At 64.7% G+C, this 23,849-nt stretch carries 25 protein-coding genes; 10 read left to right on the forward strand and 15 right to left on the reverse strand.

What is annotated here, in order from left to right:
• The first annotated feature begins 136 nt into the window (after window positions 1-136).
• The gene (gene recA / locus M673_RS10155) at window positions 137-1,219 is read left to right on the forward strand and encodes a recombinase RecA (RefSeq protein WP_061975887.1); all 1,083 of its coding nucleotides are present in this window, start codon (window positions 137-139) and stop codon (window positions 1,217-1,219) included.
• A 175-nt stretch (window positions 1,220-1,394) separates the two neighbouring features.
• Entirely contained in the window at window positions 1,395-4,043 is a 2,649-nt protein-coding gene (gene alaS, locus M673_RS10160) for an alanine--tRNA ligase (RefSeq protein WP_061975889.1), read from the forward strand.
• A 61-nt stretch (window positions 4,044-4,104) separates the two neighbouring features.
• On the opposite strand, the gene M673_RS24170 is transcribed toward alaS, so the two are convergent.
• Window positions 4,105-4,554: a M20 family dipeptidase gene (locus M673_RS24170; RefSeq protein WP_148640018.1), complete on the reverse strand. Its 450-nt coding sequence runs from the start codon at window positions 4,552-4,554 to the stop codon at window positions 4,105-4,107.
• 107 nt (window positions 4,555-4,661) lie between these two features.
• Complete coding sequence (locus tag M673_RS10175) at window positions 4,662-5,879, reverse strand: NADP-dependent isocitrate dehydrogenase (protein ID WP_061975896.1); 1,218 nt, start codon at window positions 5,877-5,879, stop codon at window positions 4,662-4,664.
• A 201-nt stretch (window positions 5,880-6,080) separates the two neighbouring features.
• Here M673_RS10175 and M673_RS10180 point away from each other — a divergent pair, with 201 nt between their 5' ends.
• Both M673_RS10180 and murI read left to right on the forward strand, forming a co-directional pair.
• A complete protein-coding gene (locus M673_RS10180) occupies window positions 6,081-6,878 on the forward strand; it encodes an RNA methyltransferase (RefSeq protein WP_061975898.1) in 798 nt (265 codons plus the stop codon).
• Entirely contained in the window at window positions 6,875-7,657 is a 783-nt protein-coding gene (murI, locus tag M673_RS10185; RefSeq protein WP_061975899.1) for a glutamate racemase, read from the forward strand. Before M673_RS10180 ends, murI begins: the two co-directional genes overlap by 4 nt.
• A 9-nt stretch (window positions 7,658-7,666) precedes the next feature.
• Here murI and M673_RS10190 read toward each other — a convergent pair whose 3' ends face one another.
• Window positions 7,667-8,182 carry a hypothetical protein gene (locus M673_RS10190; protein ID WP_061975901.1) on the reverse strand — a complete coding sequence of 172 codons (516 nt, stop codon included), beginning with the start codon at window positions 8,180-8,182 and terminating at the stop codon, window positions 7,667-7,669.
• Window positions 8,183-8,311: 129 nt separating this feature from the next.
• Between M673_RS10190 and M673_RS23655 the strand changes: the two genes are divergently transcribed.
• The 4 genes from M673_RS23655 to M673_RS10205 all read left to right on the forward strand — a co-directional run bounded on the left by M673_RS23655 (window position 8,312) and on the right by M673_RS10205 (window position 11,118).
• The gene (locus M673_RS23655; protein ID WP_082639326.1) at window positions 8,312-8,470 is read left to right on the forward strand and encodes a YqaE/Pmp3 family membrane protein; all 159 of its coding nucleotides are present in this window, start codon (window positions 8,312-8,314) and stop codon (window positions 8,468-8,470) included.
• 210 nt (window positions 8,471-8,680) lie between these two features.
• Window positions 8,681-9,298 (forward strand): 30S ribosomal protein S4, encoded by a 618-nt coding sequence (gene rpsD / locus M673_RS10195; RefSeq protein ID WP_061975903.1) that lies wholly within the window; start codon window positions 8,681-8,683, stop codon window positions 9,296-9,298.
• 102 nt (window positions 9,299-9,400) lie between these two features.
• Window positions 9,401-10,291 (forward strand): tRNA 2-thiocytidine(32) synthetase TtcA, encoded by an 891-nt coding sequence (ttcA, locus tag M673_RS10200; protein WP_061975905.1) that lies wholly within the window; start codon window positions 9,401-9,403, stop codon window positions 10,289-10,291.
• Window positions 10,288-11,118 (forward strand): inositol monophosphatase family protein, encoded by an 831-nt coding sequence (locus tag M673_RS10205; protein WP_061975907.1) that lies wholly within the window; start codon window positions 10,288-10,290, stop codon window positions 11,116-11,118. Before ttcA ends, M673_RS10205 begins: the two co-directional genes overlap by 4 nt.
• A gap of 52 nt (window positions 11,119-11,170) precedes the next feature.
• Here the strand turns inward: M673_RS10205 and M673_RS10210 are convergent, their stop codons facing one another.
• From M673_RS10210 to purC, 9 genes are all read right to left on the reverse strand, one after another.
• Entirely contained in the window at window positions 11,171-12,451 is a 1,281-nt protein-coding gene (locus tag M673_RS10210; protein WP_061975909.1) for a multidrug effflux MFS transporter, read from the reverse strand.
• 166 nt (window positions 12,452-12,617) lie between these two features.
• Window positions 12,618-12,962 carry a Grx4 family monothiol glutaredoxin gene (gene grxD, locus M673_RS10215; RefSeq protein WP_061975911.1) on the reverse strand — a complete coding sequence of 115 codons (345 nt, stop codon included), beginning with the start codon at window positions 12,960-12,962 and terminating at the stop codon, window positions 12,618-12,620.
• Between the two features lie 105 nt (window positions 12,963-13,067).
• Entirely contained in the window at window positions 13,068-13,301 is a 234-nt protein-coding gene (locus M673_RS10220; protein ID WP_061977777.1) for a BolA/IbaG family iron-sulfur metabolism protein, read from the reverse strand.
• An 88-nt stretch (window positions 13,302-13,389) separates the two neighbouring features.
• Entirely contained in the window at window positions 13,390-15,600 is a 2,211-nt protein-coding gene (gene purL, locus M673_RS10225) for a phosphoribosylformylglycinamidine synthase subunit PurL (protein ID WP_061977778.1), read from the reverse strand.
• An 85-nt stretch (window positions 15,601-15,685) separates the two neighbouring features.
• Entirely contained in the window at window positions 15,686-16,147 is a 462-nt protein-coding gene (locus tag M673_RS10230; protein ID WP_187301248.1) for a hypothetical protein, read from the reverse strand.
• Window positions 16,086-16,487, reverse strand: coding sequence for a hypothetical protein (locus tag M673_RS10235; protein WP_082639681.1), 402 nt, complete (start codon window positions 16,485-16,487; stop codon window positions 16,086-16,088). The genes M673_RS10230 and M673_RS10235 overlap by 62 nt, the downstream gene beginning before the upstream one ends.
• Before the next feature lie 143 nt (window positions 16,488-16,630).
• Entirely contained in the window at window positions 16,631-17,314 is a 684-nt protein-coding gene (gene purQ, locus M673_RS10240) for a phosphoribosylformylglycinamidine synthase subunit PurQ (protein WP_061975915.1), read from the reverse strand.
• Window positions 17,315-17,326: 12 nt separating this feature from the next.
• On the reverse strand, window positions 17,327-17,569 hold the full coding sequence (gene purS, locus M673_RS10245) for a phosphoribosylformylglycinamidine synthase subunit PurS (RefSeq protein ID WP_061975917.1): 243 nt from the start codon (window positions 17,567-17,569) through the stop codon (window positions 17,327-17,329).
• A gap of 67 nt (window positions 17,570-17,636) precedes the next feature.
• A complete protein-coding gene (gene purC, locus M673_RS10250) occupies window positions 17,637-18,401 on the reverse strand; it encodes a phosphoribosylaminoimidazolesuccinocarboxamide synthase (RefSeq protein WP_061975919.1) in 765 nt (254 codons plus the stop codon).
• 208 nt (window positions 18,402-18,609) lie between these two features.
• Here purC and M673_RS10255 point away from each other — a divergent pair, with 208 nt between their 5' ends.
• Complete coding sequence (locus tag M673_RS10255) at window positions 18,610-19,377, forward strand: HpcH/HpaI aldolase family protein (protein ID WP_148640019.1); 768 nt, start codon at window positions 18,610-18,612, stop codon at window positions 19,375-19,377.
• On the opposite strand, the gene M673_RS10260 is transcribed toward M673_RS10255, so the two are convergent.
• Together M673_RS10260 and cls are read right to left on the reverse strand one after the other, a co-directional pair.
• Window positions 19,374-19,931 (reverse strand): RBBP9/YdeN family alpha/beta hydrolase, encoded by a 558-nt coding sequence (locus M673_RS10260; protein WP_061977780.1) that lies wholly within the window; start codon window positions 19,929-19,931, stop codon window positions 19,374-19,376. The genes M673_RS10255 and M673_RS10260 overlap by 4 nt on opposite strands.
• Window positions 19,932-19,973: 42 nt before the next feature.
• Window positions 19,974-21,419 carry a cardiolipin synthase gene (gene cls / locus M673_RS10265; RefSeq protein ID WP_061975922.1) on the reverse strand — a complete coding sequence of 482 codons (1,446 nt, stop codon included), beginning with the start codon at window positions 21,417-21,419 and terminating at the stop codon, window positions 19,974-19,976.
• Window positions 21,420-21,691: 272 nt separating this feature from the next.
• Here cls and M673_RS10270 point away from each other — a divergent pair, with 272 nt between their 5' ends.
• A complete protein-coding gene (locus tag M673_RS10270) occupies window positions 21,692-22,507 on the forward strand; it encodes an endonuclease/exonuclease/phosphatase family protein (protein WP_061975924.1) in 816 nt (271 codons plus the stop codon).
• Window positions 22,508-22,510: 3 nt separating this feature from the next.
• Here M673_RS10270 and purB read toward each other — a convergent pair whose 3' ends face one another.
• The gene (gene purB, locus M673_RS10275) at window positions 22,511-23,818 is read right to left on the reverse strand and encodes an adenylosuccinate lyase (RefSeq protein WP_061975926.1); all 1,308 of its coding nucleotides are present in this window, start codon (window positions 23,816-23,818) and stop codon (window positions 22,511-22,513) included.
• Between the last annotated feature and the right edge of the window lie 31 nt (window positions 23,819-23,849).

Consider the following 23,849-nt stretch of genomic DNA (forward strand, 5'->3'; position numbering starts at 1 on the left):
AAGCCGAAAACTGCGCGCTGGAAATCAGAAACAAAGCAGGAACGCGCCTTGAAAAATGAGAACAAAAAGGGTACATGTCCGTCACAGCCAAGCGCATTGCACCCCGTCTCGCCCCGTGGAATAAGGTTTCACCTTCATGGCCCAGAGCCCACTCCGTCTCGTTGAGGATACTTCGGTGGACAAGAACAAGGCGCTCGATGCAGCGCTTTCGCAGATCGAACGGGCCTTCGGCAAGGGCTCCATCATGCGACTCGGCCAGACCGAGAAGCTGGATATCGAAACCGTTTCGACCGGCTCGCTCGGCCTCGACATCGCGCTCGGCATCGGCGGCTTGCCGAAAGGGCGTATCGTCGAGATCTACGGGCCGGAATCGTCGGGTAAGACCACGCTCGCGCTTCACACCGTGGCCGAGGCTCAGAAAAGCGGCGGCGTCTGCGCCTTCGTGGATGCTGAGCACGCGCTCGACCCGGTCTATGCCCGCAAGCTTGGCGTCGATCTCGACAATCTCCTGATCTCGCAGCCCGACACGGGCGAGCAGGCGCTGGAGATCGTGGACACGCTGGTTCGCTCCGGCGCGATCGACGTGCTGGTCATCGATTCGGTGGCGGCCCTGACGCCGCGCGCCGAAATCGAGGGCGAGATGGGCGACTCGCTGCCCGGCATGCAGGCTCGCCTGATGAGCCAGGCGCTGCGCAAGCTCACCGGCTCGATCTCGCGCTCCAAGTGCATGGTCATCTTCATCAACCAGATCCGCATGAAGATCGGTGTCATGTTCGGCTCGCCCGAGACGACGACGGGCGGCAATGCGCTGAAGTTCTATGCCTCCGTGCGCCTCGACATCCGCCGCATCGGCTCGATCAAGGATCGCGAGGAGGTCACGGGCAATCAGACCCGCGTCAAGGTCGTGAAGAACAAGCTGGCCCCGCCGTTCAAGCAGGTCGAGTTCGACATCATGTATGGCGAGGGCGTGTCGAAGGTCGGCGAGCTCGTCGATCTCGGCGTGAAGTCCGGGATCGTCGAGAAGTCGGGCGCCTGGTTCTCCTACAATTCCCAGCGCCTCGGCCAGGGACGTGAGAATTCCAAGCAGACGCTGCGCGACAATCCGGCACTTTTGGCCGAGATCGAGGCGGCGATCCGACAGAATGCCGGCCTTATCGCCGAGAAACTGCTGGACTCCGGCCCGTCCGAGGACGACGGCGAGGGGGATGGCGAGGCCTGAGACCCGCTTCTCAATAGATGACGACGCCCGCCGCATCGGCGGGCGTTTCCGTTTCCGGCCCTCGGCAGCGCCATCGTCCCGATGCGGCATAGACAGGATTTTCCCTCGCCGCTAAAAGGCTTGCGCGGAGCGGTTCCCATGCCCCGGCCGCGTCTCCCCAGTTGAAGGTTTTTCCATGAGCGGCGTGAACGAGATCCGGTCGACCTTTCTTCAATACTTCGCGAAGAACGGGCATGAGCCGGTCGCCTCTTCGCCGCTCGTGCCGCGCAACGATCCGACCCTGATGTTCACGAACGCCGGCATGGTGCAGTTCAAGAACGTCTTTACCGGGCTGGAGAAGCGCGACTACACCCGCGCCACCACGGCGCAGAAGGTGGTTCGGGCCGGCGGCAAGCACAACGATCTCGACAATGTCGGCTACACCGCCCGGCACCACACGTTCTTCGAGATGCTCGGCAACTTCTCTTTCGGCGACTATTTCAAGGAAGAGGCGATCAGCCTCGCCTGGAACCTTGTCACCAAGGAATTTTCGCTCGACAAGAGCCGACTGCTCGTCACCGTTTACTCCGAGGATGAGGAGGCCGCGCGGCTCTGGAAAAGCATTGCGGGCTTCTCGGAGGATCGGATCATCCGCATCCCGACCTCTGACAATTTCTGGACCATGGGCGAGACCGGCCCCTGCGGCCCGTGCTCCGAAATCTTCTACGACCAAGGTGAGAGCGTCTTCGGCGGCCCTCCGGGCTCGCCGGACGAGGACGGCGACCGGTTCCTCGAATTCTGGAACCTCGTCTTCATGCAGTTCGAGCAGGTTTCGCCGGGCGAGCGGGTGGCTCTGCCGCGCCCGTCGATCGACACCGGCATGGGCCTGGAGCGCATGGCCGCCATCCTGCAGGGCGTGACCTCCAACTACGAGATCGATCTGTTCCGCCGGCTGATCGCGGCGGTGGAGGAGGCGATCGGCTCGCGCGCCGAGGGCGATGCGCTCGCCAGCCACCGCGTCATCGCCGACCATCTTCGTGCCACCGCCTTCCTGATCGCCGATGGCGTTCTGCCATCGAACGAAGGGCGCGGCTATGTGCTTCGCCGTATCATGCGCCGCGCCATGCGCCACGCCAAGCTGCTGGGCGCGCGTGAGCCGGTTCTCTTCAAGCTGCTTCCGGTGCTGGTGTCCGAGATGGGCCGCGCCTATCCAGAACTGGTGCGGGCCGAGGCGCTGATTTCTGAAACGCTGAAGCTGGAGGAGAAGCGCTTCCTCACGACGCTCGATCGCGGCCTTATCCTGCTCAACGACGCCTCGCAGAGCCTCGGTCAGGGCGACAGTCTCGACGGCGAGGTCGCCTTCAAACTCTACGACACCTATGGCTTCCCGCTCGACCTGACGCAGGACGCGCTGCGCGCGCGCGGCGTCGGCGTCGATCTTTCGTCCTTCCAGGCGGCCATGGAACGCCAGAAGGCCGAGGCTCGCGCCAGCTGGGTCGGATCGGGCGAGGCGGCGGCGGAAACGGTCTGGTTCGCTATCCGTGAGCGCGAGGGCGCGACCGAGTTCCTGGGCTACGACACCGAAACGGCCGAGGGCGAGGTTCGCTCGATCGTGCAGGGCGGCGCAGAGGTGCCGGAGATCACCGCCGGTCAGCAGGCCACGATCGTCCTCAACCAGACGCCTTTCTATGCGCAGTCCGGCGGCCAGGTGGGCGACACCGGCATTCTCAAGGGCGACGGCATCCGCTTCGAGGTCGAAGACACGCAGAAGGTCGCCAACGGCCTGTTCATCCATCGCGGCAAGCTCGTCGAGGGCACGCTGAAGGTGGGAACGCCTCTGGAACTGGTGGTCGATCACGCGCGCCGCACAAAGATCCGCGCCAATCATTCGGCGACGCATCTGCTGCACGAGGGACTGCGGGAGATCCTCGGGACGCATGTCGCCCAGAAGGGCTCGGAAGTTTCGGCCGATCGCCTCCGCTTCGACTTCTCGCACCCCAAGCCTCTTGAGGCTGCGGAACTCGCGAAGGTCGAGGAACTCGCCAACGCCGTGATCCTTCAGAACACGCCGATCGAAACCCGTCTCATGGCGGTGGACGACGCCATCGCACTCGGCGCCATGGCACTGTTCGGCGAGAAGTATGGCGACGAGGTTCGCGTCGTCGCGATGGGCGAAGCCAAGGGCGGAAAGTCCGCCTATTCGATCGAACTTTGCGGCGGCACCCACGCTCGCGCGACCGGCGACATTGGTCTGGTCCATGTCGTGTCCGAAGGGGCCGTGGGCGCCGGCGTGCGCCGCGTGGAAGCGCTGACGGGCGTTGCCGCGCGCGACTATCTCCTTGAGCAGGACGCCCGCGTGAAGCGCATCGCATCCACTCTCAAGGTGGCGCCGGCGGAACTGGCCGAGCGCGTCGAGGCGCTGGCCGAAGAGCGCCGCCGCCTGGAGCGCGAGCTGACCGAAGCCAAAAAGAAGCTGGCGTTGGCCGGCGACGGCACGGCCTCGTCCTCGGCACCGAAGGAGATCGGCGGCGTGTCCTTCGTCGGCCGCGTGCTGGACGGCGTCGCGCCGAAAGACCTCAAGGGTCTTGTGGACGAGGTGAAATCGGGTCTCGGCTCCGGCATCGTCGCCTTCGTCGGCGTGGCGGATGGCAAGGCCAGTGTGGTGGTCGGCGTCACCGACGATCTGACCGCCCGTTTCAGCGCCGTGGAACTTGTTCGCGCTGCCTCCGAGGCCATCGGCGGCAAGGGTGGCGGCGGCCGTCCCGACATGGCGCAGGCTGGCGGGCCGGATGCGGCCAATGCCGACGCCGCCATTGCGGCGGTCGAGGCCAAGCTCGCGGCTTGATGATCTTGACGACTGAGACAGAAAAGGGGCGCCCGGAGCGCCCTTTTTTTTTGCGCGAGACTTACGAGTTCCAGGCCGGCATGGCGGCCAAGTCCGACGCACTGCTGCGCAGCGAAAGAATGCCGTCCGCGAGCGTGAACTGCTCCAGCGGGATGGCTGTCTTTCCCTGGCGATAGCCTTCGACGCCGGTGAAATCGACCACGGCAGCGGCCGGGCTGCTTCGATCGGCTCCAAGGATCTCGCCCACCTTCCCGACCTCGGCGCCGGTGGGGCCGAGAACCTTCATGTTTGTCGCCATACCGGCGGTGGTGTTCCAGCCAGCGAGCGCTGCGTCCTTTCGAACCTCGACCCAGGAAGCCGACTGGGCGGAAACGGACGGAATAGCCACCATCGCACAAAGCGAAAGGGCGGTGATGGTCGTGAGAGCGAGGCTCCTGATCGACATGACAGACTCCATGATCGGGTATGATTGGAGAATGCCCCGTTCGATCAATGGTTTCTTTTGCAGCATGACAATTTATTGAACGAACTGTTTTCGCGAGATCGGATTTGGCGAAAACGAAAAAGCCCGGCCAGATGGCCGGGCTTTCTCTCGTGCGTTCGATGGTGGAGGACGCGTCAGGCGACCGACATCGCCTTCTGAAGGTTCTCGTCGATCTTGTCGAGGAAGCCGGTGGTCGAGAGCCAGGGCTGATCCGGGCCGATGAGAAGGGCCAGATCCTTCGTCATGTGGCCGGCCTCGACCGTGTCGATGCAGACCTTCTCCAGCGTCTCGGAGAAGCGCTTCAGCTCTTCGTTGCCGTCGAGCTTGGCGCGATGCGCGAGACCGCGTGTCCAGGCGAAGATCGAGGCGATCGAGTTGGTCGAGGTCTCCTGACCCTTCTGATGCTGGCGGTAGTGGCGCGTCACGGTGCCGTGCGCAGCTTCCGCCTCGACCGTCTTGCCGTCCGGCGTCATCAGGACCGAGGTCATGAGGCCGAGCGAGCCGAAACCCTGGGCTACGATGTCGGACTGCACGTCGCCGTCGTAGTTCTTGCAGGCCCAGACATAGCCGCCCGACCACTTCAGCGCCGAGGCGACCATGTCGTCGATCAGGCGGTGCTCGTAGGTGAGCTTGCGCTTGTCGAACTCGGTCTTGAACTCCGCGTCGAACACTTCCTGAAAAATGTCCTTGAAGCGGCCGTCATAGGCCTTGAGGATCGTGTTCTTGGTCGAGAGATAGACGGGGAAGTTGCGCAGAAGGCCGTAGTTGAACGAGGCACGGGCGAACTCGCGGATCGACTCGTCCAGATTGTACATGGCCATCGCGACGCCGGCGGAGGGCGCCTGATAGACCTCGTGCTCGATCACCTGGCCGTCTTCGCCGACGAACTTGATCGACAGCGTGCCCTTGCCGGGGAACTTGAAGTCGGTCGCGCGGTACTGGTCGCCGAAGGCATGGCGGCCGACGACGATCGGCTGCGTCCAGCCCGGCACGAGGCGCGGCACGTTCTTCATGATGATCGGCTCGCGGAAGATCACGCCGCCGAGAATGTTGCGGATCGTGCCGTTGGGCGACTTCCACATCTTCTTGAGCTTGAACTCTTCGACACGCTGCTCGTCCGGCGTGATCGTCGCGCATTTGACGCCGACGCCGTGCTTCTTGATGGCATTGGCCGAATCGATCGTCACCTGATCGCCCGTGGCGTCGCGGTTCTCGACCGAGAGGTCGTAATATTCGAGATCGATGTCCAGGTAGGGGTGGATCAGCTTGTCCTTGATCGCCTGCCAGATGATCCGGGTCATCTCGTCGCCGTCCAGCTCCACGACCGGATTTTGGACCTTGATCTTCGCCATATGCTGCTTTCCCCAAGAGGCCCCCGGCCAAGGCAGCCGGAGCGTTGTTGGACAGAGGGCGGAAATGCCCCCGGCGTGATGGCCGCGCTATAACACCCGGTTTCCTCGCCGCAAAGCCGTCGAACCGCAAGGCTAAGGGTTTGCGCGGCTTATGAGCCGCGCTAAGGGCAGGCGAGGCGAAATTTCAGGAAAGGGCGCGCCTTGGCCGGCACGAACCGCACCGACGAGAACCTGACCGAAGGACCCGCGATCATTCTGGTCGAGCCGCAGCTCGGCGAGAATATCGGCATGGTGGCGCGCGCCATGGCGAATTTCGGGCTGGCGGACCTGCGTCTGGTGAACCCGCGCGACGGTTGGCCCAACGAGAAGGCCCGCGCCAGCGCCTCGCGCGCCGACCATGTGATCGACGCGGTGACGCTCTACGACACGGTCGAGGCGGCCGCCGCCGACGCGACCTATCTCCTGGCGACGACAGCGCGGCCGCGCTATTCCGTCAAGCCCGTGCGCGGGCCGGACGATGCGGCCGGGCAGCTGCGCACGCGCATCAGCGGGGGTCAGAAGGCCGGCATCCTCTTCGGGCGCGAGCGCTTCGGCCTGTCGAACGAGGAGGTCGACCTTGCCGACGAGATCGTGACCTTCCCGGTCAATCCCGCCTTCGCCTCGCTCAACATCGCGCAAGCCGTGCTGCTCATGAGCTACGAGTGGATGAAGTCGGGTCTGGGCGAGGGTGCCGCGCCGCGCTTCACCGCGCCGGAGATCGTCCCTGCAGAGAAGGAGATCCTCTACCGCTTCTTCGCGCATCTGGAAGGATCGCTGGACGGAGCGGGCTATTTCTTCCCGCCGGAAAAGCGGGAGGTCATGGTTCACAACCTGCGGATCATGCTGACCCGCGCTGGCTTCAGCGGTCCCGAACTCAGCACTCTGCATGGCGTACTGCGTTCCTTCGAGCGCCAGATCCGCATCGCTTCCGAGAAATCCTCCACCGAGGACGGGGAATGAGCGACCGGCCCATTCTCCTATTCGACTCGGGTCTCGGCGGGCTGACCGTGCTGCGCGAGGCGCGCGTGCTGATGCCGGAGCGGCGCTTTCTCTATGTCGCAGACAATGCGGCGTTTCCCTATGGAGACTGGGAGGAGGAAGCACTGCGCGCGCGGATCGTGGAGCTGTTCGGGCGATTGATCGCCGAGCACGATCCGCTCCTGTGCATGATTCCCTGCAACACGGCCTCGACGCTGGCGCTGGGCGACCTTCGCGCCGCGTTCCCGGCAATGAATTTCGTGGGAACTGTTCCCGCGATCAAGCCCGCCGCCGAGCGCACGCAGTCCGGCCTCGTCAGCGTTCTCGCGACACCCGGCACGGTGAAGCGTCAATACACGCGCGATCTCATCACCCAATGGGCCTCGAAATGCGAGGTGAACCTCGTCGGCAGCGTTCGTCTGGCGGCGCTGGCGGAGGATTATCTTCGCCACGGCTTCGTCGACGAGCAGGCCGTGCAGGCCGAGACGGCGCCTTGTTTCATCGAGCGCGACGGGCGGCGGACCGATATCGTGGTGCTGGCCTGTACGCACTATCCCTTTCTCGCCAACCGGATGCGCAAGACGGCGCCTTGGCCGGTGGACTGGCTGGACCCGGCCGAAGCCATCGCCCGGCGCGCGCTATCGCTTCTGCCGCCCGATGGAGCGCCCGTACCGGACGAGCGGGACCGGGCGATCTTCACGGCGGGCGAGCCGGATGCCGCCACCCGCTCGCTCATTCGCGGGTTCGGCCTGCGCGCCTGACGGTTAGAACTAGCTGCGGCTTAGCGAGACGTTGGATGTCGTGCGCGATTGTCCGTCTACCTGGTCCGTCACCGTCAGGGTGAAGCGTCCGTTGCCGCTGTTGCGGATCGTCATAACCGCGTTGCGATCGCCATGCACAGGCTGGGGATAGACGAGATCGAGCGTCAGCGTGTCGCCGCGCAGCCGCCCGTTGCGGAGTTGCGCAGGGCCGCGACTTGAGCCGGTATAGGTGCCGGTGAAACGCTGCGAGGCGGGATCGTAGCGAATGTCGGCGCCGATCTCGCGGCGCACGATGATGGCCGCGCGGCAGGAGCCGTCGATGCGCAGCCGATTGGCGGAGGGTGCCGCGCCTGTCAGCGAACAGGATACGCGGCGGGGTGAGCTGTCCTGTTCGCGCTGGACGGTGCCGTTTCCCGAGAACGATCCAGCGAAACGCTGGAAGTAGGAAGCGTCCGCCAGGGCGGGCGCCGAGAGGGCGCCAAGCAGCGCGGCCGTCAGGGCGCCGAGAAGGCTGGGCTTGAGCATGAGTCCTGTCCTTGATCTATCGCCTGCGAGGCGCGGCCGCGAATGAACCGCACTTGAGAGCGTTGGAGGACGAGGAACGAGCGGGGCGCTCGAACGTTCAGGGCTCATCGAGACGTGAACGGGCGTTCCATGGACCTGATCAAAATCATTTTCGCCATTCTCCTTCCGCCGCTCGGCGTGTTCATGGAGGTTGGCCTCGGCAAGCAGTTCTGGATCAACATCATCCTGACCCTTCTTGGCTATATTCCCGGCATCGTTCACGCCGTCTGGGTCATCGCTCGCAAATAGGCGCAACGCCTCCCAAGCCTTGACGATTTGTGACGGATCGATTAAGCGGCATGCATCGGCGGATCGAAAGGTCCGCCGTTTCTTTACGTGTCCCGTGGGATGGTCGCGCTTGTCGTGGCATTCCTGTCGGCTCGCCGCAGGGCGAGCAAAGGAGGGCGCGTTTCCTCGGCCGGATGGAATGGTCCGCCGGTCTTGTCTTTAGGAAATGCGATGTCTAAGCGCGAAGCCGCTAAATACAAAATCGATCGCCGCATGGGCGAGAACATCTGGGGCCGTCCGAAGTCCCCGGTGAATCGTCGCCAGTACGGCCCGGGCCAGCATGGCCAGCGCCGCAAGGGCAAGATGTCCGACTTCGGTACGCAGCTGCGTGCCAAGCAGAAGCTCAAGGGCTACTACGGCGATCTGTCCGAGAAGCAGTTCCGCAAGATCTACGAAGAGGCCGCCCGTCGTCGTGGCGACACCTCCGAGAACCTGATCGGCCTGCTCGAGTCCCGCCTGGACGCGATCGTGTACCGCGCGAAGCTCGTTCCCACGATCTTCGCCGCGCGTCAGTTCGTCAACCACGGCCATGTCACGGTTAACGGCGTGCGCACCAACATCGGTTCGTTCCGCTGCAAGCAGGGCGATGTGATCGAGGTTCGTCAGAAGTCCAAGCAGCTGACCGTGGTCATCGAAGCCACCCAGCTCGCCGAACGTGACGTTCCCGACTATCTCGAAGTCGATCACGGCAAGATGGTCGTCACCTACCAGCGCGTTCCCGGTCTGCACGACGTTCCGTATCCGGTCGTCATGGAGCCGAACCTCGTCGTCGAGTTCTACTCGCGCTGATCGGTCGCCCTTCGGGACAGACCTTTTCGAAAGGCCGCCTTCGGGCGGCCTTTTGTTTTTGAGCCCTGGTTGCTACTGCGGGTTTCGAAGGAGCTGCTATCCATGCTGGACGACGACAGGCATAGCGCGACGGACGCGGCTGACACCGAGTCCGAAGGCGGCGAGGGCGCCCATCCGTTGTTTCGCGACGCCCCCGGCTCCGTCGGCTTCAAGAAGCTTCGTAAGCGTCTGCTGCGTCAAGCGCGCGACACGATGCAGACCTACGCCATGGTTCGGCCCGGCGCGCGTTGGCTGGTCGGCCTGTCGGGTGGCAAGGACTCCTACACGCTGCTGGCGCTGCTGCTCGACCTGCAATGGCGGGGCCTGCTCCCGGTCGAGTTGCTCGCTTGCAATCTTGATCAGGGTCAGCCGAACTTCCCAAAGCATATTTTGCCGGACTTCCTCACGCGCTACGGCATCGCGCATCGCATCGAATATCGCGACACCTATTCGGTGGTGAAGGAGAAGGTGCCCGAGGGCGCTACGACCTGCGCCCTGTGCTCGCGCCTTCGACGCGGCAATCTCTATCGCATCGCGCGCGAAGAGGGCTGCGAGGCGCTGGTGCTCGGCCACCATCTCGACGATTCGATCGAGACCTTCTTCCTCAACATGCTCCATGGCGGCAAGCTCTCGGCTATGCCGGGAAAGCTCCTGAACGATGAAGGCGACCTCACCGTGCTGCGGCCGCTGATCCGCTCGGCCGAAGAGGACATCGCCCGCTTCGCCGAAGCCATGCGTTTTCCCATCATTCCCTGCGATCTGTGCGGCAGCCAGGAAGGCCTGCAGCGCAGCGCGCTCAAAGGCTTCCTCGGCGATCTCGAGCGCCGCTTTCCCGGCCGCAAGGAGACGATCGCCCGCTCGCTCTCGACCGTGAAGCCGAGCCATCTCCTCGACCCCAATCTCTTCGACTTCGCACAGCTTCAGCCTCATTCCAGAACGGACCCGACGCCGTGACCCTGCCGATCGACAAACTCGCCACCATTCTGCGCGACGCCGCCAAGGCCGAAATCCTGCCGCGCTTCCGGCGCCTGGGCGAAGGCGACATTCGCGAAAAGACCTCGGCGGTCGATCTCGTGACTGAGGCCGACGAAGCGGCCGAGCGCTTCATCAAGCGCGAATGCGCGGCGCTTCTGCCGGATGCGCTGTTCGTCGGCGAGGAGGGCGTCGCGGCCGACCCGGCTTTGCTCGCCCAGATCGGCGACGCCGACCTTTCGATCATCGTCGACCCGATCGACGGCACGGCGAACTTCGCCGCAGGCGCGCCGCTTTTCGGAGTCATGGCCGCCGTGGTGTCGAAGGGCGAGACGGTCGCCGGCCTGATCTACGATCCGCTGGGCGACGACTGGATGATCGCTGAAAAGGGCGCCGGCGCTTTCCTGGTGCGGCCGGACGGCGAACGCGTACGCCTTCGCACCGCCGAGCCGGTCGGCATCGCCGATATGATCGGCGTCGCGTCCTCGTCCATGCTGCCCAAGGACCAGCGCAGGGCGCTTCTGACTCGGCTCGCCGACACGCGCATTCTCGCCAATTACCGCACGGCCGCGCACGAGTACCGCCTCACGGCCTCCGGCGCTTTGCACTACCAGTTCTATGTGAAGCTGATGCCGTGGGATCATCTCGCCGGCACGCTCCTTCTGGAGGAGGCCGGCGGCTATGTCCGCAAGTGGAACGGCGAGCCCTATCGCCCGACCGACATCGAGGGCGGGCTGCTGACCGCGACCGACTCGGAAAGCTGGCAGGCGCTGCGCGCGCTGATCGGCGACGACATTCTTCGCGCTTGAAACGCAACGCTATCTCAAACAAAAACGCCGGCCTTTGGGCCGGCGTTTTTCGTTATTCAGCCGCCGCTGCGGCTGGGTGCGTGACGATCGGGTCTTCGTAGTCCACGGTCCGATCAGGCCGGAAGAGTTGTCCGTTCTCGGCCACCAGCGCGCAGACGACCGCCCCGATCGACAGGAAAACAAAGCCCGACAAGATCGGCATCAGCGTTCCGTTGTAGAGATAGCCGATGGCCGCGCCGAGCACGCCGCCGCCGAAGGTCTGCATGAAGCCCAGCACGGAAGACGCCGTGCCGGCGACATGGCCGAGCGGCTCCATGGCCAGCGCGTTGAAATTCGTGCCGATGAAGCCGAACAGGCAGAGCGTCGCGATGATCCCAACGAAGAAGACCGGAAAGGGTGGCACGCCACCCGACAGGAGCGCGACGCTCAGATGCAGGATGTTAAACGCCAGAAACAGGCAGAGCGCGCCATGCGACAGGCGACGCATGCCGAAACGCTCCACCAACCGGGAATTGGTGAAGGACGCCACTGCCATGAAGACGGCGCCGGCGGAGAAGTAGAGCGTGAAGGCCGGACCCAGGGCGTAGATCGTGCCGTAGATCTGTTCCGCCTGGTTGATGAAAGCGAAGAGCACGCCGAAGATCAGCGCGGTCGAAAGGGTGTAGGCGAAGGCCCGGCGGTTGGTCAGCACCAGCCGGAAGGCGCCGACGACACGGCTGACTGTGAGCGGTAGCCGATCCTCGGGATGCAGCGTCTCGGGCAAACGGACATAGGTCCAAACGCCGACGAAGGTCCCGAACACGGCGATGGCAATAAAGATCTCGTGCCAGTCTCCGAACAGGAGAACGAGCTGGCCGATATTGGGTGCGATCACCGGGATCGCCATGAAGATCATCATGACGAGGGACATGACGCTCGCCATGCGCGCGCCCCCGAAGCAGTCCCGAACCACGGAAACGGCGATGACGCGAGTCGCCGCCGCGCCGACGCCCTGGAGGGCGCGCAACGCGAGCAGCACGCCGAAGGTCGGTGAGAAGATCGCGGCGACGGAAGCGACGACATAGACGGCGAGGCCCGCGAGCAGCACCGGGCGTCGCCCAAAGCGATCCGACAGCGTGCCATAGGCGATCTGCGCAATGCCGAAGCCCATCACGTAGGACGAGATGACGAACTGCGCCTGGTTCGGATTGGCGAGCTGCAGAGACGTCGCGATGCCCGTCAACGCGGGAATGAAGATATCGATGGCGGCGGCGTTCAGCGCCATGATGCAGGCAATGAGAGTGACGAGTTCCCAATAGGGAATCCCGCGCGTGGGATGCGACGCGTCGGACATGGTCTCAAATCTTTCCTGGTGCGTCTCTCGTCTACACGCTCCCCCGTCAATTGCAAGGGAGACTGATAGTTCGGCGCCTCGTAGCAAAGCTCCGTGACTGAACGAAGAAGGCCCGCTTCGGTTCGAAGCGGGCCTTCAGACGAATGGCTCTTTGCGGGCTCGCGCGTTACTGCGCCGCAGCGGCGCCCTTGGCTTCCACGCCGCGTTCGGAGAAGAAGTCCTGCAACTCGCCGGCCTGGAACATCTCCCGGAGAATGTCGCAACCGCCGACGAACTCGCCCTTCACATAGACCTGCGGAATCGTCGGCCAGGAGCCGTATTCCTTGATCCCTGTGCGAAGTTCGTCCGAAGACAGGACGTTGACGCCCTTATAGTCGACGCCGAGATAGTTCAGGATCTGAACGACCTGACCGGAAAAGCCGCATTGCGGAAAGTCCGGCGTGCCCTTCATGAAGACGACCACGTCGTTCGCCTTCACCTCGTTGTCGATCCAGTCGATGATGCCGCTCATGGTCGGGTCCGTTTCAGGGTTGGCCTGCGCCGCGAGGCGATGGCGAAAAGAGTGGGGTCGCGACCTCTCGGCTTGCCGCTATCGGACGCGTCACTTGCGCAAATATTACTTCGGCGCGCTGGTTTGAAGGGCGAGGGCGTGAAGAACGCCGCCCATGTTTCCCTGCAGCGCCTGGTACACCATCTGGTGCTGCTGAACCCGCGACTTGCCGCGAAAGCTCTCCGCCACGACTTCGGCCGCGTAATGATCACCATCGCCCGCCAGATCGCGGATCGTCACCACGGCGTCGGGGATCGCCTCTTTGATCATGGTTTCGATGTCGCGGGCGTTCATCGGCATGCGGTCGATCTCCTGGCTGGGCGCGACCAAACCGGTCGCGTCTCCCCGAAGCGAAGATAGGCGCTTCGGGGGAGGCTCGCAACGCGGTTCAGGCCGCGCTGGCGTCTACGACGCCGGCCATGAAGTTGGGGAACCAGCTTTCATGCGCGACGGTCAGCCGCTCGACCTCGATCGAAAGCGCGCCGTTCACGACCAGCGCCGTGCCGCCGACCGTGCCGAGCTCGCGCATGGGAATGCTTCCCGCCTCTGTCTCGATCGCCGATGCGTCTTTCGACGCGACGGCAACGACATAACGGGCCTGATCCTCGCCGAAGAGCGGGCCATGCAGGGCGCCGCCGCCGACATTGACCTTGGCCCCTTTGCCAGCGGCCATGCACATTTCGGCCAGCGCGATGCCGAGCCCGCCGTCCGAAAGATCGTGGCAGGCGGTGACGCGGCCCGAGCGGATCAGCCCGCGTACGAAATCGCCATGGCGCTTCTCGGCTTCGAGATCGACCGGCGGCGGGGCGCCGTCTTCGCGGCCCTCGACCTCGCGCAGATAGATCGAGCTGCCGAGATGCTGCCCGTCCTGGCCTAGCAAGAACAGGACATCGCCTTCCTGCATGCCGCCGATCGTCGCCGTGTGCCGGCGATCGTCGATCAGCCCGACACCGCCGATCGTGGGCGTCGGCAGGATCGCGCGACCATGCGTCTCGTTGTAGAGCGAGACATTGCCCGACACGATCGGGAAGTCGAGCGCGCGGCAGGCGGCGCCGATGCCTTCGACGGCTTTCACGAACTGGCCCATGATCTCGGGCTTCTCGGGATTGCCGAAATTCAGATTGTCGGTCGCGGCCAGCGGCTCGGCGCCGACGGCCGTCAGGTTGCGCCAGCATTCGGCCACAGCCTGCGCGCCGCCCTGCCAGGGATCGGCCTCGCAGAAGCGCGGCGTCACGTCGGAGGAGAAGGCCAGCGCCTTGGTCGCGTGGCCGTCGACGCGCACCACGCCGGCGTCGCCGCCCGGGCGCTGCAGCGAGTTGCCCTGGATCAGCGTGTCGTACTGCTCGAAGACCCAACGGCGCGAGGCGATGTCGGGCGAGCCGAGAACCTTGAGCAGCGCCTTCGCGTAGTCGCGCGGCTCCGGCACGTCGGAAAGATGCACGACCTTGGCTGGCTTGGGCTCGGTCCAGGGACGATCATACTCCGGCGCCTGATCGCCGAGATCCTTGATCGGGAGGTTCGCGACTTCGCGGCCATCGAACAGGATGCGGAAGCGCAGGTCGTTCGTGGTCTTGCCGACCACGGCGAAGTCGAGGCCCCATTTGCGGAAGATCGCTTCGGCCACCTCCTGCTTGGACGGCTCCAGCACCATGAGCATGCGCTCTTGGCTTTCCGAGAGCATCATCTCGTAGGGTGTCATGCGCTCTTCGCGAACCGGGACCCTGTTGAGATCGAGCTCGATGCCGAGGTCGCCCTTGGCGCCCATCTCGACCGCCGAGCAGGTGAGGCCCGCGGCGCCCATATCCTGGATCGCGATCACCGCGCCGGTCTGCATGAGTTCGAGGCAGGCTTCGAGCAGGCATTTCTCGGTGAAGGGGTCACCGACCTGCACGGTCGGGCGCTTCTCCTCGATCTTGTCGTCAAATTCGGCCGAGGCCATAGTCGCGCCGCCGACGCCGTCGCGGCCCGTCTTGGCGCCGAGATAGACGACCGGCAGGCCTACGCCCTTGGCCTCGGACAGGAAGATAGCGTCCGTTTTGGCGAGCCCCGCCGCGAAGGCGTTGACCAGGCAATTGCCGTTGTAGCGAGGATGGAAGTTCACCTCGCCGCCCACCGTCGGCACACCGAAGGAATTGCCGTAGCCACCGACGCCGGCCACAACGCCGGCCACGAGATGGCGCGTCTTGGGATGGTCCGGTGCGCCGAAGCGCAGCGCGTTCATCGCCGCGATCGGCCGTGCGCCCATGGTGAAGACATCGCGAAGGATGCCGCCGACGCCGGTCGCCGCGCCCTGATAGGGCTCGATGTAAGAGGGGTGGTTGTGCGACTCCATCTTGAAGACGACGCAGTCGCCATCGCCGATGTCCACGACGCCCGCGTTCTCGCCCGGGCCCTGGATGACGCGCGGCCCTTTGGTCGGCAGCGTGCGAAGCCAGCGCTTGGAGGATTTGTACGAGCAATGCTCGTTCCACATGGCCGAGAAGATGCCAAGCTCGGTGATGGTCGGCTCGCGGCCGATCAGGTCGAGAATGCGCTGGTACTCGTCCGGCTTCAGCCCGTGGCTGGCGATGAGGTCGGGCGTGATGGCGATGTCGGTCATGGAGCCTCCGGGCGAGAGGAGAAAAACGCGCTCGGCCGTCCTTCGCATTGGCGAAGGTCGATCACAAGCGGAAAGCGGACAGTTTTCACCGGGCGTCCACCCAGTCGGAACGGTTGCGACAAAGGCCGACATCGGCGGCGGCGCGAACGATCTGCACGTCGTCCTCCACCTGGCTGACAGCACCTTCGATCCGGCGTTGAAGAATCAGGAGCGTGTGGTCCTGCCTGCCGTCACGCATCGGTGCGCGCAGGCAAAGAGCGAAGCCGCGCGCTGGATCTGCGAAGACGAAACCTTGCGTGCGCTGGAAGGGGCGGCCACGATAAATGGCGCGTCCGGTATCCCTCGCATAGCGTGCTTCCGCGCCGTTTGGTGCGCCGAACTCGCTTGCTCGGGCGACTGTCACCGGGCCACCGGACGACTGACATCCAGCCAAAGCGGCGAGGGCGATCACGGCGGCGAAGCGGACGAGCGGCGAAGCTTGCATGTCAGGCGGAACAATCACCCGAACCAGCCGACCAGCGGGCGAGATCGCCTTCGAGACGCGCACGCAGGGGCGACTGAAGCAGCGGGCCGTAGGTGTCGACCTCCGCGGAGCCGCTTCGCCCTTCCACCACGAGGAGCGGGCGCTCTTCCGGCCGGTTCTTCGGAACCAGGAGGAAGCGCGGGCGACCGGAGAAGGAGGAGAGTTCGGGCGCCAGCGAATAGCCTGTGAATGCGGGATCGCGCGACTTGAACCAGCAGCGATTGACCGTCAACGCCAGCCGCTCCATCCGATCGAGGCCAGTGTCGATTTTGCGCACAGGAGCCTGCTTCGTCGGAGGCACCACGGGCGGCGTCGCACAGCTGGCGAGAAAGGTCAGGAGCAGGCCGGTGCTGGCAGCAGCCAGACCCGAGGCCGCGCCGAGCAGCCCCAGGACCACGGCCGCCGCACCGAAACTCACGCCGACAAGCGCAAAGACCGCCGGCGAGAGAACGAGCAGAACCGGCAGCAGCCCGAGGATCAGAAAGAAACGGACGAGGGGTTGGCGGCTCACGCAGCCAGACCGCGCGGAACGAGGCCGAGGGCGCTTTCGAAAAGGCCGCGACCATCCGTGCCGCCGTGCTCCGGCTCGATCAGGTTCTCGGGATGCGGCATGAGGCCGAGGACATTGCCTTCGGCGCTGACAATGCCGGCAATGTCGTTGATCGCGCCGTTCGGGTTCGTGCCCTCAGCGTAGCGGAAGGCAACCTGACCCTCACCCTCGATCCGCGCGAGCGTCTCCGAGTCCGCGAAGTAATTGCCGTCGTGATGGGCGACCGGGCAGCGGATGACCTGGCCCTGCCGATAGGCGCTGGTGAACCGCGTCGATGCGTTCGCCACTTCCAGCTTCACCTCGCGGCAAACGAACTTGAGGCTCGTGTTGCGCATGAGCGCGCCGGGCAGGAGCCCGGTCTCGCACAGGATCTGGAAGCCGTTGCAGACGCCGAGCACCGTAACGCCCTTGCGCGCCTTCTCGGCCACGGCCTGCATGACGGGCGAGCGTGCGGCAATGGCGCCGCAGCGCAGATAGTCGCCGAACGAGAAGCCGCCCGGCACGACAATCAGGTCTACATCGGGAATGTCCGTGTCCGTCTGCCAGACGGTCACAGGCGCGGTTCCCGAGATCTTGGTCAAGGCCGCGATCATGTCGCGGTCGCGGTTGAGGCCGGGAAGAAGGACGACGGCGGATTTCATGGCGGCCCGACCTCAGACGATCTGAATGGCGTAGTTCTCGATGACCGTGTTGGCGAGGAGCTGTTCGCACATCGCCTTCAGGTCGGCTTCGGCCTTGCCTGTATCGACGCCATCGATCTCCACGTCGAAGACCTTGCCCTGACGGACGGCGCCGACGCCGCCGAAGCCGAGCGTTCCGAGCGCTCCTTCGATCGCCTTGCCCTGCGGGTCCAGAACGCCGTTCTTGAGGGTGACGACGATGCGAGCCTTGATCACGGAATAAGCCTGCCTTGCGAATGAACCAGTCTGAGAGCCGGCGCCGGTTGCGACGCCGGCAGGGGCGTCACTTGACCAACACCGGCCCGGAAGGGCGGGGCGGCTCGTTTTCGTTCATGATGCCGAGCCGGCGGGCGACTTCCTGATAGGCTTCGACCAGACCGCCCATGTCACGCCGGAAGCGATCCTTGTCGAGCTTGTCCTGCGTCTGCACGTCCCAAAGGCGGCAGGAGTCGGGCGAGATCTCGTCGGCCACGACGATGCGCATCATGTCACCTTCGAACAGGCGGCCCGTCTCGATCTTGAAGTCGACGAGTTGGATGCCGACGCCGAGGAAAAGGCCGGACAGGAAGTCGTTGACGCGAATGGCGAGCGCCATGATGTCGTCGATTTCCTGCGGGCTGGCCCAGCCGAAGGCCGTGATGTGCTCTTCCGAGACCATCGGGTCGTCGAGCTGGTCGGCCTTGTAGTAGAATTCGATGATCGAGCGCGGAAGAACCGTGCCTTCCTCGATGCCGAGGCGCTTTGCCAGCGAGCCGGCCGCGACATTGCGCACGACGACCTCGAGCGGAATGATCTCCACTTCCTTGATCAGCTGCTCGCGCATGTTCAACCGACGAATGAAATGCGTCGGGATGCCGATCCGGTTCAGGTGCGTGAAGATATACTCGGAAATCCGATTGTTCAGGACGCCCTTGCCGTCCACGACCTCGTGCTTCTTCTTGTTGAAGGCGGTCGCGTCGTCCTTGAAGAACTGGACGAGGGTGCCGGGCTCGGGGCCTTCATAAAGGATCTTCCCCTTGCCTTCGTAGATACGGCGGCGACGTGTCATGGACATTGCTCGATCGTGAGTTAGGAAGCGAGTCGTTGGAAAACTCGCGAAGAACCGCATGCTTAAGCCGGCTCATTATCCCAAACGCGGGTTCTAAACAATCGCTTCCCCGAAATTCCAGCATCCGCGCCCCGTGCAAGAGGCTCGCGGGCTTGCTAAACGGCACCGGAGGGTCTGGTCTCACCGGACGCGATGGGAGGACGAGGTCGTGACGGTCGGAAAACTTCGAGAGATGTTGGGCAGCCCGGACGTGGCGCTTTCGGCCTGGGCGGGACTCGGGGACCCCGTGGTCCATGAAGCGCTCCTGGCCGCCTTCGACGTCATCACCTTCGACGTTCAGCATGGCCTGCAGAGCATCGAGGAGATTCGCGAAGGCTGCGCGCGGGCGGTGTTCCTCGGCAAGCCGGCGCTCGTGCGGGTGCCGATCGGCGATCTCGCGCTGGCCGGCCGCGTGCTCGACTTCGGTGCGACGGGCGTGATCCTGCCCATGGTGGACAATGCGGCGGAGGCCGAGCGCTTCGCCCGCGCGCTGCGCTACCCGCCGCTGGGAATGCGCTCCTTCGGGCCCGCTCGCGCGCTTTCGCTCTTCGGAATGAATTCGGCGGAAGCCTATATCGAGGAGGCGAACAAGGGGATCGTGTCTCTCGCGATGATCGAGACAGCCGGCGCCTTCCGCGAGATCGACGCGATTCTCGCCGTGCCGGAACTCGGCGGCGTGTTCGTCGGCCCGTCCGATCTCTCGCTGGCTCTCGGCGGCAAGCTCGATCCGAACGGATCGGCCAGCGACGAGGCCGCCCATCTGATCTGCCGGCAGGCCAAAAGCGCAGGCAAGATCGCCGCCGTCTATGCCGCGAATGCTGCCGACGCCCGGCGCTACCGCGACATGGGCTACGACCTGATCTGCGTTGCCTCCGACATCGGTCTTCTGAAGCAGGCCTCGCTCGCGATCTGCGCCGAGATCCGCCGCAAGGACTAAGCGGCGGGCAGTCGCGCCAGGAACTTGCCGAAGGTGAGGAGGCCTTCCGGCCACGGGCCATGGCCGCTGTCGCCGTTTAGATGGCCCGATTCTCCAGCATCGATGAAGAGCGAGCCCCAGGCGCCGGCCGCATCCTCCGCCGCCTCGAAGCGGGAATAGGGATCGTTGCGGCTGGCGACCACCACCGATGGGAAGGGCAGCGGCTCGCGCGGATAGGGGCCGAAGGTGGTGAGGTGCTTCGGCCGGATCGTCATGTCCGCGACGTCCGGCGGGGCCACAAAGAAAGCTCCTGCGACCTGCTTTCTGAACAGCGGAACGGCCTGCACCACGGCGGCGACGCCGAGCGAATGGGCCACGATCACCGGCGGCCGCTCGGCGGCATTCACCGCCTCGGCGACGGTGCGCACCCAATCCTCGCGGACCGGCTTCGACCATTCCACCTGCTGGACGCGGCGGGCCGTGGACAGCTTCTGCTCCCAGCGGGACTGCCAGTGGTTTTCGTCCGCTCCCTTGTAGCCGGGAACGATGAGGATATCGGCTTCTGAAACGCGCATGCGCGGCAGATGCGAGCGCAAGGCCGGCTTGTCAAGGAAGGATCACAGAAGAGGCGAGATCAGGCGGGTGACATTTTCGGTCAGCTGCACGAAGAAGCCGCGCCGCGACCACTCCTCCAGCCGCAGCCGATGGCTTTTGAAGCGGTAGTCGTCCTCGATGGCGCGGAGATCGCGCACGACGTCCTCGCTATAGGCGATCAGCGTCACTTCGGAATTCAGCTCGAAGGACCGGCGGTCCATATTGGCCGAGCCGATAATGGCGATGTCGTCGTCGATCGACAGATGCTTGGCGTGCAGGAAGCGCTCGCGATAGAGCATGACCTCGACCCCGGCCTCCAGAAGCTCGTCGTAATAGGACTGCTGGGCCCGGTCGATCAGCCAGCTATTGGTGGTGGAAGTGACGAACAGCGTCACCCGCACACCCTTCGACACGGCCGTGCGCATGGCGAGCAGCAGCGGCTCGTTGGGAATGAAATAGGGCGTCGCCAGCACGACGCGTCGGCGCGCGCTGTAGATCAGGTCGGTGAAAAGAATGTCGACGCCGGCATCGGGATAGTCCGGGCCACTCGGCAGGACCTGCGCGGTCGCTGTGCGCTCCAGCGAGTGGGGCAGGGGCTCGGGCATCAGGTCGGGCGAGGCGATGTCCTCCTCCGTTTCCAGATACCAGTCGCCGATGAAGATCGCCTGCAGTTCGAGAACCACGGGGCCTTCGACGCGCGCCATAAGCTCGCGATAGAAGGTCTTGGGCTCGTATTCGATGCGGTGCATGTTCTGTGAGCCGACCCATCCGACACGCCCGTCCACCACCACGATCTTGCGATGGTTGCGAAGATCGAAGCGCGTCGCTTGGTTCCAGAAGCGCAGGGGCAGAATCAGCCGAAGCTCGACCCCGGTTCCCTCCAGCCGCTTGGCGATGGCGCGCCGATCGCGCGAGGAGCCGACGGCGTCGATCAGCAGGCGGCACTTGACGCCCCGTCGCGACGCCCGCTCCAGCGCGCTGAGGATGCGGTTTCCCGCCTGATCGTTCTGGAGGATGTAGACCATGACATGGGCATGGTGCCGAGCCTGATCGATATCGGTGGCGATCCGGTCCACCACGCGGTTGTAGTCGGCGTCCAACACGATGCGATTGTCCGGCAGGACGGGAAAGCGCCCGATCCGGTGGACGAGGCGGCCGGTCAACTGATGGTGCGGCCGAAGCGCGCGCAGCCCGCCCATGGCGCGGAGCGAGATGTGCTCGATCGCCTTGCGTATGATGTCCGGCATGGCCTCCAGCCGGTCGCGCCGCCACTTGGGATGCCGCGCGTTGCCGACCGCGAGATAGAGCAACAGCGCGGCCCAGGGCATGAAGAAGAACAGGAGGAGCCAGGCTTGGGCGGCGACGGGCGAGCGGCGAAACGGAATGTAGACGACGGCGCCAACCAGAATCGACCAGCTCATGACGGCGATCACAAGCGGCCAGATCGTCCCGTCCAGAAATTGGCTCATTCCGCCCCGATCCCGCCACGCCCTGGGTCCAAGACAGGGCACCCGAGGGGCCCCGACTTGCCGGACGCTCTGCCCGAGGATATGGGCACTGGCAAGATCGGGTCCAGCGGCCGGCTTCCCCTTCTTGAGGGTTTGTGATCGCGTGCGCCCGGGCAGCGGCGACGAATGGGCCTGGCGCTCGTTCGGAAAGCCGCAGCCGTTGCCGGGCGGAACCAATCGACGGTCGGCGTCTTCAAACGCCACGTCGAAGAGGGGAAGAAAGCGGAACGAGCATGCTGCGCATCGTCTACGCCAATCTCGGCTATTCCCGCGACATCGACGGTTCGCTCGGGCACCATGTCCGCCGCGTCCATCATCATGTCTTCACCACCAAGCGCGTGCAGCTGCGAAGCCTGCAGCATGTGCGCGATCGGCTGCGCGATCTTCAGCCCGATCTCAGCTGCTTCGTGGAAATCGACCGGGGTTCGCTCACCAACGGCTTCTTCGACCAGAGCCGGGCGCTGGTGGAGGCCCACCACACGACCGTGCGGATCGACAACAAATACAGCGCCGAGCGGCAGTTCCGGCGTCTTTCGGTATCGCGTGGCAAGTCCAACGCCTTTCTCGCTTCGCGGCCGGTCACATATGTCGCGCGCTACCTCTCGGCGGGCAAGAAACGGCTCGTCTACGATCTGGAAATGGCGGGCATTCGGGTGCTCGTCGCGCATCTTTCGCTGCGCTACCGCATTCGATGCGTGCAGCTGGCTGAGCTGGCGCGCTGGGTCGAGGAGCGCGACGGGCCGACCGTGGTGATGGGCGATTTCAACGTGTTCCGGGGCTCGGGCGAGCTGGCGCCGCTCCTAGCCGGCGGGCGCATGGTGCATGCCAATGCCGATTCCGGCCCGACCTTCCGCTTCGGTCCCTATCAGGCGACGCTCGACACCTGCCTCATCTCGCGTGACCTGACGGACCATTGCACAGTCCATATTCTAGACCAGCCCTATTCCGATCATCAGATGATCCAGCTCGACATCAAGGGCTTCGAGCAGAGGGAAGCGCCGCCCCTGGCGACGCCCCTTCTCGTGTCGGCCGAGGCCGAACCAGCCTGAACGTCAGGCCGCGCCGAAGACCCGCGCGAAGATCGTGTCGACATGCTTGGTGTGGTAGCCGAGATCGAACTTCTCGCGGATCTGGTCTTCCGACAGAGCGGCCGTCACGTCCTTGTCCGACAGAAGCTCGGTCAGGAAGTCGGCACCCTGTTCCCACACCTTCATGGCGTTGCGCTGCACAAGGCGATAGGCGTCCTCGCGGCTGACGCCGGCCTGGGTCAGGGCCAGCAGCACGCGCTGCGAATGGACGAGACCCTTGAACTGATTGAGGTTCTTGTCCATCCGCTCGGGGTAGACGAGCAGCTTGTCCACGACGCCGGTGAGGCGGGCGAGGGCGAAGTCGAGCGTCACCGTCGCGTCGGGGCCGATATAGCGTTCGACCGAGGAGTGCGAGATGTCCCGCTCGTGCCAGAGGGCGACATTCTCCATCGCAGGGATCGCGAAGGCGCGCACCATGCGAGCCAGACCCGTCAGGTTTTCCGTCAGAACCGGATTGCGCTTGTGCGGCATGGCCGAGGAGCCCTTCTGGCCGGGCGAGAAATATTCCTCGACCTCCAGAACCTCGGTGCGCTGCAGATGGCGGATTTCGGTCGCCAGCCGCTCGATCGACGAGGCGACGACGCCGAGCGTCGCGAAATACATGGCGTGCCGGTCGCGCGGAATGACCTGGGTCGATACCGGCTCGGGCTGGAGACCGAGCGCCGCCGCCACATGCTCCTCGACGCGCGGATCGATATTGGCGAATGTGCCGACGGCGCCCGAGATGGCGCAGGTCGCGACTTCCTCGCGCGCGGCGACGAGGCGCTTGCGACAGCGGTCGAACTCAGCATAGGCGAGCGCCAGCTTGACGCCGAAGGTCGTCGGCTCGGCATGGATGCCGTGCGAGCGGCCGATCGTGACCGTGTCCTTGTGCTCGAAGGCGCGGCGCTTGAGCGCGGCCAGCAATGCATCGAGATCGGCCAGAAGCAGGTCCGACGCGCGCACGAGCTGCACGTTGAAGCAGGTGTCGAGCACGTCCGACGAGGTCATGCCCTGATGGATGAAGCGCGAATCCGGGCCGACGAACTCGGCGAGATGCGTCAGGAAGGCGATGACATCGTGCTTGGTCTCGCGCTCGATCTCGTCGATGCGCTCCACGTCGAAGGTTGCCGCGCCACCCTTTTCCCAGATCGTCTTGGCCGCTTCCTTCGGGATGACGCCAAGCTCGGCCAGCGCGTCGCAGGCATGGGCCTCGATCTCGAACCAGATGCGGAACTTGGTTTCCTGGGACCAGATGGAGACCATCTCGGGGCGGGCATAGCGCGGGATCATGGAGGCAAGCCTTCGCAACGGGGGAGGAACG

Source organism: Aureimonas sp. AU20 (genome assembly GCF_001442755.1).
In the GTDB taxonomy this organism is placed as follows: Bacteria; Pseudomonadota; Alphaproteobacteria; order Rhizobiales; family Rhizobiaceae; genus Aureimonas.